This is a genomic window from Pseudomonas sp. Arb-4-2C, from assembly GCF_055755015.1.
Genome location: NZ_CM146899.1, coordinates 1,638,205 through 1,651,088 on the forward strand (window position 1 = coordinate 1,638,205; position 12,884 = coordinate 1,651,088).

The following is a 12,884-nucleotide window of genomic DNA, read 5'->3' on the forward strand; positions in this document are numbered from 1 at the left end:
CTCAATCGTAACGGATCGTTGCAATACAGCCGTGGACACAAACAGCCATACAGTCGTGTTGCCACCTTCCATTGTGTACAATCGCGCTGTTTTTTACGCGATACTTGCCAGCGACCTACTGTGCCGTATTACAGTCACGGTCTATTCGCCGCAGTTCTCCCGACTCGAGTGCCCATGAACGAACAGTTGCAACCCCTCAAGAAACAACCGCGAGCAGGCAAAGCCGGCCGCAGCGGAACCCAGGACGATATTGTCTACGCGCATATCTTCGAGGCCATCCTCGAACAGCGTCTGGCGCCCGGCACAAAATTGAGCGAAGAAGCGCTGGGGGAAATCTTCGGGGTCAGCCGCACCATCATTCGCCGCGCGCTGTCGCGTCTGGCCCATGAAGGCGTGGTGCTGTTGCGGCCGAACCGTGGCGCTGTGGTCGCCAGCCCGAGCGTTGAAGAAGCGCGTCAGGTGTTCATGGCACGGCGTCTGGTAGAGCGCGCGATCACCGAACTGGCGGTGCAGCATGCCACTGCCGAGCAGATCGCCGAGTTGCGCCAGATGGTCAACGACGAACGCGACAGCTTTTCCCGTGGCGATCGCGGCGCCGGTATCCGGCTGTCGGGCGAATTCCACCTGAAACTGGCTGAAGCGGCGAAAAACGCGCCACTGATCAGCTTCCAGCGCAGCCTGGTCTCGCAGACGTCGCTGATCATCGCTCAATACGAAAGCGGCAACCGTTCGCACTGCTCGTATGACGAACACACCCAGTTGATCGACGCCATCGAAGCGCGCAACGGTGAACTGGCGGTGGACCTGATGATGCATCACATGGACCACATCGACAGCAAGCTCAACCTCGACGAGGAAAGCGCTTCGGACGACCTGCATGCGGTGTTCTCGCATCTGTTGCAGACCAAGAAGCCTGGGCGGCCTGCGGCCAAGCTCTGACCGGCACCGAGTCGCGGCATTCGCGAGCAAGCCCGCTCCCACACCGGACCCTCAGTGAACACAAGATTTGTGAGTGACTGATACCCCCCTGTGGGAGCGGGCTTGCTCGCGAATACGATCCAGCAGGCAACAAAAATCCCCCGGGGCTAACACCACCGGGGGATTTTTTTGCCCGCAGAAAACTAGCGCTGATGCACCAGCGCGCCCGCCGCATACGTCTGCTGCACCGTCCGGTCATCCCCCAGCGTCATCAACACGAACAGCGTTTCGGCGATGTTGTTGGCTTGCTTCAGGCGATAGCTCAGCAGCGGTGTAGCGTTGTAATCCAGTACCAGGAAGTCGGCGTCGGAACCCGGTTGCAGGTTGCCGATCTTGTCTTCCAGACGCAGCGCCCGCGCGCCACCGAGGGTCGCCAGGTACAGCGACTTGAACGGGCTCAGGCGCGCACCTTGCAGTTGCATCACTTTGTAGGCTTCGTTGAGGGTTTGCAGCAGCGAGAAACTGGTGCCGCCGCCGACGTCAGTGCCCAGGCCGACATTCAGTTTGTGCTTCTCGGCCATTGGCAGGTTGAACAGGCCGCTGCCGAGGAAGAAGTTCGAGGTCGGGCAGAACGAGATCGCCGAGCCGGTCTCGGCCAGGCGCGCGCACTCGTCATCGCACAGGTGCACGCCGTGGGCGAATACCGAGCGCTCGCCGAGCAATTGATAGTGATCGTAAACGTCGAGGTAGCCCTTGCGCTCCGGGAACAGTTCCTTGACCCACTCGATTTCCTTGAGGTTCTCGCTGATGTGGGTCTGCATGTACAGATCCGGGTATTCGGTGAGCAACTGGCCGGCGAGGGTCAGTTGTTCCGGGGTACTGGTCGGGGCGAAGCGCGGGGTGACCGCGTAGTGCAGACGGCCCTTGCCGTGCCAGCGTTCGATCAGCGCCTTGCTCTCGACGTAGCTCGATTCGGCGGTGTCGGTCAGGTAGTCCGGAGCGTTGCGGTCCATCATCACCTTGCCGGCGATCATCCGCAGGTCGAGCTTCTCGGCGGCTTCGAAGAACGAGTTCACCGACTGCGGGTGCACGCTGCCGAACACCAACGCGGTGGTGGTGCCGTTGCGCAGCAGTTCCTTGATGAAAATGTCGGCGACGTCGTCGGCATGAGCCTTGTCGCCGAACTGGCTTTCGCACGGGAAGGTGTAGGTGTTCAGCCAATCGAGCAGTTGCTCGCCGTAGGCGCCGACCATGCCGGTTTGCGGCAGGTGGATGTGGGTGTCGATGAAGCCCGGAGTAATCAGCGCATTCTGATAATGCGTGATCTCGATGTCTGCCGGCAGGGTCGGCAGCAGGTCGCTGGCGTGGCCAAGGGCGCTGATCTTGCCGCCTTCGACCACCAGCAGGCCATCCTCGAAATATTCGTAGGAGGCTTCGATCCCGACTTCGGCGGGGTCGGCGATGCTGTGCAGGATGGCGGCGCGGTAGGCTTTGCGAGTCAGAGGCATGAGGGTTCTCTAATCAGTTTGAGGCTTTGAGTTTGGCGGCCTGGCTGCGCCGGGAAACCGGCAGCAGTTTGGCAATCGGTTCGGCGCTGGCGGTGTGCTGGCCGAAATTGGCGTTATAGGTGGCGATGATTTCGCCGGCGATGGAGATGGCGATTTCCACAGGCAGCTTGCCTTTGACTTCGCCGATGCCCATCGGGCAGCGCATGCGTTGCACGACGCCGCTGTCGAAACCGCGATCACGCAGGCGATGTTCGAACTTGGCGCGTTTGGTCTTCGAGCCGATCAGGCCGAAGTAGGCAAAGTCGTTGCGCTTGAGAATCGCGGCGGTGAGTTCCAGGTCCAGCTGATGGTTGTGAGTCATGACGATGCAGTAGCTGCCGGCGGGCAGGTCGTCGATTTCATCCACAGGCTCATCGGCGACGATTTTACGCACGCCGTGGGGGATCTGTTGGGGGAATTCATCTTCCCGCGAATCGATCCAGCGTACGCGGCAGGGCAGGCTGGCGAGCAGTGGCACCAGTGCGCGGCCGACGTGGCCGGCGCCGAACACAGCAATCTGCGCCTGCACCTGGCCCATCGGTTCGAACAGCAACACCGTGGCGCCGCCGCAGCACTGGCCGAGGCTGGCACCGAGGCTGAAGCGCTCCAGATGGGTGTCCTGCTTACCGCTGGCGAGCATTTCGCGGGCGATCTGCATGGCTTTGTATTCCAGATGCCCGCCACCGATGGTGTCGAAGGTCTGATTCGCGCTGACGACCATTTTCGAGCCGGCATTGCGCGGGGTCGAGCCGAGTTCTTCGATGATCGTCACCAGAACACAGGGTTCGCCCTGGTTCTGCAGGTCGGCGAGGGCGTCGATCCAGTTGTACATGTTCACCTCGACATCTGTCGTTGTCTGTTCGGGCCTCTTCGCGAGCAAGCCCGCTCCCACATTTGGATTTGCACCAGTCCAACAGTCAGCACATATCCCTGTGGGAGCGGGCTTGCTCGCGAAGGCCGCGCCTCGGTCCTTAAAGCGGAGCCAACTCGGTTTCAGCCTCGACGGCTTTCACCGCTTTCAACTGGCGCATCTGCTCACAACCCCACAACACCCGCTCCGGGGTCGCCGGCGCGTCGATCTGCGGTTGATGCTTGTAGTCGCCAAGGCTGGCCACCGCATCCTTGATCGCACACCACGAAGCAATCCCGAGCATGAACGGCGGCTCACCCACAGCCTTGGAATGGAACACCGTGTCTTCCGGGTTCTTGCGGTTTTCCACCAGCTTCACCCGCAGGTCCAGCGGCATGTCGGCCACGGCCGGGATCTTGTAGCTGGCCGGGCCGTTGGTCATCAGCTTGCCCTTGTTGTTCCACACCAGCTCTTCCATGGTCAGCCAGCCCATGCCCTGGATGAAGCCACCCTCGACCTGGCCGATGTCGATTGCCGGGTTCAGTGAGGCGCCGACGTCGTGGAGGATGTCGGTGCGCAACATCTTGTACTCGCCGGTCAGGGTGTCGACGATCACCTCGCAACATGCCGCGCCGAAGGCGAAGTAATAGAACGGCCGACCACGGGCCTGGCTGCGGTCATAGTAGATTTTCGGGGTCTTGTAGAACCCGGTGCTCGACAGCGACACCTGATTGAAATACGCCAGCTGGATCAGCGCTTCGAAGGTCAGGATGTGGTCACGCACGCGCACGTGGCCGTTGTGGAATTCGACGTCTTCTTCGCTGACCTTGTAGTGCCGCGCGGCAAATTCCACCAGCCGCTGCTTGATGATCTCGGCGGCGTTCTGCGCTGCCTTGCCGTTAAGGTCGGCACCGCTGGAGGCGGCGGTCGGCGAGGTGTTCGGCACCTTGTCGGTGTTGGTCGCGGTGATCTGCACCCGGTCCATTTCCACCTGGAACACTTCGGCCACCACCTGCGCGACCTTGGTGTTCAGGCCCTGGCCCATTTCCGTGCCGCCGTGGTTGAGGTGGATGCTGCCGTCGGTGTAGACGTGCACCAGTGCACCGGCCTGATTGAGGAAGCTGGCGGTGAAGGAAATGCCGAATTTCACCGGGGTCAGCGCCAGGCCTTTTTTCAGGATCGGGCTGTTGGCGTTGTAGCGCCGGATCGCTTCGCGGCGTTCGTGATACTGGCTGCTTTCTTCCAGTTCGGCGGTCATTTCCTCGAGCATGTTGTGCTCGACGGTCTGGTAGTAGTGGGTGACGTTACGCTCGGTCTTGCCATAGTAGTTGGCCTTGCGCACGGCCAGTGGATCGAGGTTGAGGTGCCGGGCAATCGCGTCCATCACTTCTTCGATCGCGACCATGCCTTGCGGGCCGCCAAAACCACGGTAGGCAGTGTTCGACGCGGTGTTGGTCTTGCAGCGGTGACCATTGATCGTTGCGTCACCGAGGTAGTACGAGTTGTCCGAGTGAAACATCGCCCGGTCGACAATCGACGCCGACAAGTCCGGCGAGCAGCCGCAGTTGCCGGCCAAGTCCATGTTGATCCCGTGCAGGCGACCGGTGCTGTCAAAGCCGACGTCGTATTCGACGTAGAACGGGTGACGCTTGCCGGTCATCAGCATGTCCTCGACGCGCGGCAGACGCATCTTGGTCGGCTGGCCGGTGAGGTGGGCGACCACGGCGCACAGGCATGCCGGGCTGGCGGCCTGGGTTTCCTTGCCGCCGAAACCACCGCCCATGCGGCGCATGTCGACAACGATTTTGTTCATCGACACGTCGAGCACTTCGGCGACCAGTTTCTGCACTTCGGTCGGGTTCTGCGTCGAACAGTAAACGATCATGCCGCCGTCTTCGGTGGGCATCACCGAGGAGATTTGCGTCTCCAGGTAGAAGTGTTCCTGACCGCCGATGTGCAGCGTGCCCTGAATGCGATGCTCAGCCGTCGCCAGCGCGGAAACCGAATCGCCGCGCTGATGGGTGTGGCTGTCGAGCACGAAATGACGTTTGCGCAGGGCTTCAACCACGTCCAGTACCGGTTCGAGGTCTTCGTATTCGATGATCGCGGCCATGGCGGCTTTGCGCGCGGTTTCCAGATCTTTGGCGGCAACGGCAAGCACCGGTTGACCAACGAATTGCACGTCGTCGATGGCCAGCAACGGGTCGCCAGGCATCAATGGGCCGATGTCTTTCAAACCCGGCACGTCTTCGTGGGTGATCGCAATGCGCACGCCTTCGAAGGCATAACAAGGCTTGGTGTCGATGCTGATGATTTTCGCGTGGGCGCGGTCCGACATGCGTGCGTAAAGGTGCAGCTGGTTCGGAAATTCCAGGCGATCATCGATGTACTGCGCTTCACCGGACACATGCTTGGCGGCGCTGTCGTGCTTGACGCTGCGGCCGACGCCGGTGGTCAGGTCCCTGGCGAACAGTTCAGCCAGTTCAGCTTGAGTTTTCTCTACGCCGTGATGGTTAGACATAAGCGGTCACCCGAGTCTCGATGTGCGGTGTTTGCAGTTCGATGAAGTATTTGCGCAGCAGGTTCTGCGCACTGAGCAGGCGATATTCCTTGCTGGCGCGGAAGTCCGAGAGTGGCGTGAAGTCTTCGGCCAGTGCGGTACAGGCACGTTCGACCACGGCGTTGTTGAACGGCTGGCCGAGCAGTACGGCTTCGCAGTGGGCAGCGCGTTTCGGAATCGCGGCCATGCCGCCGAAGGCCATGCGGGCATCGGTGACCACACCGTTTTCGACCCGCAGGTTGAAGGCGGCGCAGACGGCAGAGATGTCGTCATCCAGACGCTTGGAGACTTTATAGGCACGGAACAACTGCTCGGCGCTGGCGCGCGGAACAATGATCTTCTCGATGAATTCGCTTTCCTGGCGCGCGGTGACCTTGTAGTCGATGAAGTAATCTTCCAGGTTCAGGGTGCGGCGGGTTTCGCCTTTGCACAGCACGACTTGCGCGCCGAGGGCGATCAGCAGCGGTGGCGAGTCACCGATCGGCGAGGCGTTGCCGATGTTGCCGCCGAGGGTGCCCTGGTTGCGGATCTGCAGCGAGGCGAAGCGGTGCAGCAGCTCGCCGAAGTCCGGGTACTCGGCGTTGAGCGCTTCGTAGCAGTCGGAGAGGGCGGTGGCAGCGCCGATTTCGATACGCTCTTCGAACGTTTCGATGCGCTTCATTTCGGCGACGTTGCCGACGTAGATCATCACCGGCAGGGTGCGGTGGAACTGGGTGACTTCCAGCGCCAGATCGGTGCCGCCAGCCAGCAGCCGCGCTTGTGGGTAAGCGTCGTAGAGATCAGCCAGATCGGCGACGGTCAGCGGCACCAGGCAGCGCTTGTCGCCGCTGTTGAGTTCGCCGATATCGGTCGGGGCGATGGCTTTGAGGCGGGCGATGGTCTCGGCTTCGCGGGCATCGAACTGGTCCGGTTGCTTGCCACAGCACGATTGCTCGGCGGCGGCGAGGATTGGCCGGTAGCCAGTGCAACGGCAGAGGTTGCCGGCCAGCGCTTCGTGGGCCTTGGCATGATCGGGCGCATCGCTGTTCTTTTGCAGGGCGAACAGTGACATGACGAAACCGGGGGTGCAGAAACCGCACTGTGAGCCGTGGCACTCGACCATGGCTTTCTGCACGCTGTGCAGTTCGCCCTGGTGCTTGAGGTCTTCGACGCTGATCAGTTGTTTGCCGTGCAGCGACGAAACAAAGGTCAGGCACGAATTGAGGCTGCGGTAGCGAATGTGTTCGCGGCCGTCGTCATCCGTTTGCAACTCGCCGACCACCACGGTGCAGGCGCCACAGTCGCCGCTGGCGCAGCCTTCTTTGGTGCCGGATTTGCCTACGTGTTCGCGCAGGTAATTGAGCACGGTCAGATTCGGGTCCAGGGCGTGCTCGCTACGGAGTTCCTGGTTAAGTAAAAACTGGATCACGGAAGGCCTCGCAGACTCATTATTGTTGTTAACCGACTTGAGCCGAATTTAGCAGGTCTGACTTTTCGGTCAATGGTTTTCTGACTTAAAGGTCAGGAAAATCCGTTTTGTCGATTAACCTGTGCTCCATTGAGTATTGACCCTGAGCGGATCCACTGCTTTTTTTGCTTGAATCGTGCCAAAAACCGCGCTGCGGGCACTCCGCCATGAGCCCGCATTTGCGCTACACTGCGCCGCTTGTGCAGATCGAAGAGTTTGAAGGACAACCATGACGTTCAAGGCGCCGGACAGCCTCGCCGAGCAAATTGCTCACCACCTCGCCGAACGCATCATTCGTGGCGAAATGAAGCCGGGAGAGCGCATTCAGGAACAGAAGGTCACGCTGGCCCTCAATGTCAGCCGCGGATCGGTCCGCGAAGCCCTGCTGATTCTCGAACGCCGCCACCTGATCGCGATCCTGCCGCGACGTGGCGCCCATGTCACCGAACTCACCGCGCACAAGGTGCAGAGCCTGTGCACGCTGATGAGCGAACTGTACATCCTGCTCGGCAACGCGGTCGCCAATGGCTGGCAGACCCAGGCCGACATGGCGCCGTTCGTGCAGATCCAGCAGCGCCTGACTGCCAGTTACGAGCGTCAGGACATCCGCACCTTCGTCGATGACAGTTTCAGCGTGATGCGCGCTGCGTACCCGTTCGCCAACAATCCGTACCTGCAAGAGACCGTCGAGAACCTGCAGCCGGCCATGAGCCGTGCGTACTTTCTCGCCCTCGAACAGCGCAAGGCCGAAATGAGCGAGTTCCTCGAACTGTTCGAGCGCCTGCTGGCCGCCGTCCTCGCCCGTGATTTGCCGCAGATCCGCATCGTGCTGACGGCTTATGCCCAGCGCAGCTGCGATCTGGTGGTTTCCGCCCTGACGGTTGCCTGAAGGTGCGGCTGAAGTGCATCAAACTGGCGGGGTTCAAGTCCTTCGTCGACCCGACCACGGTGAACTTCCCCAGTAACATGGCGGCGGTCGTCGGGCCGAACGGTTGCGGCAAGTCGAACATCATCGATGCCGTACGCTGGGTAATGGGCGAAAGCTCGGCGAAAAACCTGCGTGGCGAGTCGATGACCGACGTCATCTTCAATGGCTCGACCAGCCGCAAACCGGTCAGTCAGGCAAGTATCGAACTGGTGTTCGACAATTCCGCCGGCACACTGCTTGGCGAGTACGCGGCCTACGCGGAGATTTCCATCCGTCGCAAGGTGACCCGCGACAGCCAGACCACGTATTACCTCAACGGCACCAAATGCCGTCGTCGCGACATCACCGATATCTTCCTTGGCACCGGTCTGGGCCCGCGCAGTTATTCGATCATCGAGCAGGGGATGATCTCCAAGCTGATCGAGTCCAAGCCCGAAGACCTGCGTAACTTCATCGAAGAAGCGGCCGGTATCTCCAAGTACAAGGAGCGCCGGCGCGAGACCGAAAACCGCATCCGCCGCACCCACGAAAACCTTGCCCGTCTGACCGACCTGCGCGAAGAACTCGAACGCCAGCTCGAACGCTTGCACCGTCAGGCCGAGTCCGCCAAGAAGTATCAGGAATTCAAAGCCGAGGAACGTCAGCTCAAGGCGCAACTGTCGGCCCTGCGCTGGCAGGATCTGAACGATCAGGTCGGCCAGCGCGAGTCGATCATCGGCACCCAGGAAGTCAGTTTCGAGGCGCTGGTCGCCGAGCAGCGCAATGCCGATGCAGCCATCGAGCGCTTGCGCGACGGGCACCATGAACTGTCCGAACGCTTCAATCTGGTGCAAGGGCGCTTCTATTCGGTCGGCGGCGACATCGCCCGGGTCGAGCAGAGCATCCAGCACGGCCAGCAACGCCTGCGCCAGTTGCAGGACGATCTGAAAGAGGCCGAGCGCGCGCGCCTGGAAACCGAATCGCACCTGGGCCACGACCGCACGCTGCTGCTGACCCTCGGCGAAGAACTGGACATGCTCACCCCCGAGCAGGAAGTCACCAGCGCCGCCGCCGAAGAAGCCGCCGCTGCGCTGGAAGATTCCGAAAGTGTCATGCACGGCTGGCAGGAGCAGTGGGACACCTTCAACCTGACCGCCGCCGAGCCACGGCGTCAGGCCGAAGTGCAGCAGTCACGCATCCAGCAGCTGGAAACCAGCATGGAGCGCCTGGCCGACCGGCAAAAGCGGCTCGCCGAGGAGCGCGACTTGCTTTCGGCTGATCCGGAAGACGCGGCGATCATGGCGCTCAACGAACAACTCGCCGAGTCCGAAGCGACCCTTGAAGACTTGCAGACCAGCGAAGAAGCTCAGGTCGAAAAGCTTGAGCAACTGCGTCAGGAATTGCAGCAGGCGCTGACTGCGCAGCAACAGGCGCAGGGTGATCTGCAGCGGCTCAACGGTCGTCTGGCGTCGCTGGAAGCCTTGCAGCAGGCCGCGCTTGATCCGGGCACTGGCACCGCCGAATGGCTGCGTGAACACAACCTCGCCGAACGCCCGCGTCTGGCCGAAGGCCTGAAGGTCGAGGCGGGTTGGGAACTCGCGGTGGAAACCGTGCTCGGCGCCGACCTGCAAGCGGTGCTGGTCGACGATTTCAGCGGCTTCGACTTGTCCGGTTTCACTCAGGGTGATCTGCGCTTGCTCAGCCCCGCCAGTGATGGCGTGCGGGTGGCAGGCAGCCTGCTGGATAAAGTCGAAGCGCCAATTGATCTGTCGCCTTGGCTGGGCCAGGTCAAACCGGTCGACAGCCTGGAGCAGGCGCTGGCCCTGCGCGGTCAGTTGACTGCCGGGCAGAGCCTGATCAGCCGCGATGGTTATTGGGTCGGTCGACACTTTTTGCGCGTGCGCCGCGCCAGTGAAGCCGAGAGCGGCATGCTCGCCCGTGGTCAGGAAATCGAGACGCTGCATGCCGAGCGCGAAGAGCGCGAAGCCACGGTCGAAGCCATGGAAACCCGTTTGCAGACCTTGCGTGCACAGCAGCGCCAGCAGGAAAACGGCCGCGAACATTTGCGTCGCTTGCTGCAAGACGAAGCCCGTTCGCAAGGTGAACTGAAAGCCCAACTGTCCGCCGGTAAGGCCAAGGCCGAACAGTTGACCCTGCGTCGCACGCGCCTCGATGAAGAGCTGGTAGAGCTCGGCGAACAACGCGAGCTTGAGCACGAACAGGTCGGCGAAGCGCGCATGCAGTTGCAGGAAGCGCTGGATGCCATGGCGCTGGACACCGAGCAGCGCGAGTTGCTGCTGGCCCAGCGCGACAGCCTGCGCGAGCGCCTCGACCGCGTGCGTCAGGAAGCGCGGCAGCACAAGGATCACGCGCATCAACTGGCTGTGCGTCTCGGCTCGTTGCGCGCGCAGCACGACTCCACGCGCCAGGCGCTTGAGCGTCTGGAAATGCAGGCCGAGCGTCTCACTGAAAAACGCGAGCAGTTGAGCCTGAATCTGGAGGAGGGCGAAGCGCCGCTGGAAGAGCTGCGCCTGAAACTCGAAGAGTTGCTCGACAAGCGCATGACGGTCGACGAAGAACTCAAGACCGCGCAGATCGCGCTGGAGGATGCCGACCGCGAATTGCGTGAGGCGGAAAAACGCCGGACCCAGGCCGAACAGCAATCGCAACTGATCCGCGGCCAGCTCGAACAGCAGCGCATGGAATGGCAAGCGCTGACCGTGCGCCGCAAGGCGTTGCAGGATCAATTGCTCGAAGACGGCTACGATCTCAATGGCGTGCTCGCGACATTGACCCCTGAGGCCAGTGAGCGCGCCGCCGAAGATGAGCTCGAACGGATCAATGCGCGGATTCAGCGCCTGGGCGCGATCAACCTCGCGGCCATCGACGAGTACACGCAACAATCCGAGCGTAAACGTTATCTGGATGCGCAGGACGCCGATCTGGTCGAAGCGCTGGAAACGCTGGAAAACGTCATTCGCAAGATCGACAAGGAAACCCGTAACCGTTTCAAAGATACCTTTGATCAGATCAATGGCGGTTTACAGGCACTATTTCCAAAAGTTTTCGGTGGCGGGCGCGCGTATTTGGAACTGACGGGCGAAGATCTACTCGATACAGGGGTAACGATCATGGCGCAGCCGCCAGGGAAGAAGAACAGCACCATCCATCTGCTCTCCGGCGGGGAAAAAGCCCTGACCGCGCTGGCACTGGTTTTTGCCATCTTCAAGTTGAACCCGGCGCCGTTCTGCATGCTCGATGAAGTTGACGCGCCACTGGATGACGCTAACGTTGGACGCTACGCACGATTGGTTAAAGAGATGTCGCAGACCGTGCAGTTCATCTATATCACCCACAACAAGATCGCCATGGAAATGGCCGATCAACTGATGGGTGTGACGATGCACGAACCGGGTTGTTCGCGTCTGGTAGCCGTGGATGTCGAGGAGGCGATGGCGATGGTGGACGCCTGAGCCAGCGTGGTGTCGGAAGGGTATTGATGTTCTGTAGGACTTTTTTACCGACTTCGACTTGCTGGCCAATCGACATATTCGCGCAAGCCAATGTGACAGACGGTGTAAAGTTGTCTTTGGTCGTGCTAGTTTAATGTCAATTTTTCGTATACGTGGGCAAAACGCCTGTCAGAACATAGAGTTGGCGCCACGTTTTAAAGCGGTTTGCACAGTGTAAACCCCTTATTTTTCAGCATTTTTTATAGAGGCACGGGATTACATGGAAATCGGTCTGCGCGAGTGGCTGATCGTCATCGGCATCATTGTGATAGCCGGTATTCTTTTCGATGGCTGGCGCCGTATGCGCGGCGGCAAGGGAAAACTGAAATTCCGTCTTGACCGAAGTCTGTCCAACCTGCCGGACGAGGACACCAGCGCTGAGCTGTTGGGCCCGGCCCGCGTATTGGACACCCATAAAGAGCCGCAACTGGACGAACACGATCTGCCGTCGGTGAGCATGCCGGCCCGCGAAGCACGCGAGCCTCGCGAATCCGGCTCCAAACGTGGCAAGCGTGGCAGCAATGGTCCGGCCCAGGGCGACTTGAACCTTGACCTGGATCTGGACGGCGGCCCGAGCTTCAGCAGCCGTGACGATGATTTTGTCGAGGACATCAAGCCGTCGCCGGCGGTGGCCGACAAGGATCAACCGCAAGCTGAAGAAGTGCTGGTGATCAGCGTGATCTGCCGCGACGCCGCCGGTTTCAAAGGCCCGGCCCTGCTGCAGAACATTCTGGAAAGCGGTCTGCGTTTTGGCGAGATGGATATTTTCCACCGTCACGAAAGCATGGCCGGCAACGGTGAAGTGCTGTTCTCCATGGCCAATGCGGTCAAGCCGGGCATCTTTGATCTGGACGACATCGACCATTTCAGCACCCCGGCGGTGAGCTTCTTCCTCGGCCTGCCAGGCCCGCGTCATCCGAAGCAGGCTTTCGATGTGATGGTGGCCGCCGCTCGCAAGCTGTCGCAGGAGTTGAACGGCGAGTTGAAAGATGACCAGCGCAGCGTACTGACCGCGCAAACGATCGAGCACTACCGTCAGCGCATCGTCGAGTTCGAACGTCGCGCCCTGACCCAGAAGCGCTGATTGATAAGATTGCCTCGTGATCAGAGGCAATCGGCAAAAATAGATTGAGCAGCCTCGGC

At 60.8% G+C, this 12,884-nt stretch carries 8 protein-coding genes; 4 read left to right on the plus strand and 4 right to left on the minus strand.

The window, feature by feature from the left end; all coding sequences use genetic code 11:
- Positions 1-174 precede the first annotated feature (174 nt).
- Complete coding sequence (locus tag AC0J41_RS07560) at positions 175-939, plus strand: GntR family transcriptional regulator (protein WP_007961054.1); 765 nt, start codon at positions 175-177, stop codon at positions 937-939.
- Between the two features lie 182 nt (positions 940-1,121).
- On the opposite strand, the gene guaD is transcribed toward AC0J41_RS07560, so the two are convergent.
- From guaD to xdhA, 4 genes are all read right to left on the minus strand, one after another.
- Positions 1,122-2,426: a guanine deaminase gene (guaD, locus tag AC0J41_RS07565; RefSeq protein WP_473015031.1), complete on the minus strand. Its 1,305-nt coding sequence runs from the start codon at positions 2,424-2,426 to the stop codon at positions 1,122-1,124.
- 13 nt (positions 2,427-2,439) lie between these two features.
- Positions 2,440-3,297, minus strand: a complete 858-nt coding sequence (gene xdhC / locus AC0J41_RS07570) for a xanthine dehydrogenase accessory protein XdhC (RefSeq protein WP_473015032.1) — start codon at positions 3,295-3,297, stop codon at positions 2,440-2,442.
- Between the two features lie 139 nt (positions 3,298-3,436).
- Complete coding sequence (gene xdhB, locus AC0J41_RS07575) at positions 3,437-5,836, minus strand: xanthine dehydrogenase molybdopterin binding subunit (protein ID WP_025110341.1); 2,400 nt, start codon at positions 5,834-5,836, stop codon at positions 3,437-3,439.
- A complete protein-coding gene (gene xdhA, locus AC0J41_RS07580; RefSeq protein WP_473015034.1) occupies positions 5,829-7,283 on the minus strand; it encodes a xanthine dehydrogenase small subunit in 1,455 nt (484 codons plus the stop codon). The genes xdhB and xdhA overlap by 8 nt, the downstream gene beginning before the upstream one ends.
- A gap of 268 nt (positions 7,284-7,551) precedes the next feature.
- On the opposite strand from xdhA, the gene AC0J41_RS07585 reads away from it, so the two are divergent.
- The 3 genes from AC0J41_RS07585 to zipA all read left to right on the plus strand — a co-directional run bounded on the left by AC0J41_RS07585 (position 7,552) and on the right by zipA (position 12,825).
- Positions 7,552-8,211, plus strand: coding sequence for a GntR family transcriptional regulator (locus tag AC0J41_RS07585; RefSeq protein WP_025110343.1), 660 nt, complete (start codon positions 7,552-7,554; stop codon positions 8,209-8,211).
- Between the two features lie 2 nt (positions 8,212-8,213).
- Positions 8,214-11,702 (plus strand): chromosome segregation protein SMC, encoded by a 3,489-nt coding sequence (gene smc, locus AC0J41_RS07590; protein WP_025110344.1) that lies wholly within the window; start codon positions 8,214-8,216, stop codon positions 11,700-11,702.
- Between the two features lie 259 nt (positions 11,703-11,961).
- Positions 11,962-12,825, plus strand: a complete 864-nt coding sequence (zipA, locus tag AC0J41_RS07595) for a cell division protein ZipA (protein WP_025110345.1) — start codon at positions 11,962-11,964, stop codon at positions 12,823-12,825.
- Positions 12,826-12,884: the final 59 nt, after the last annotated feature.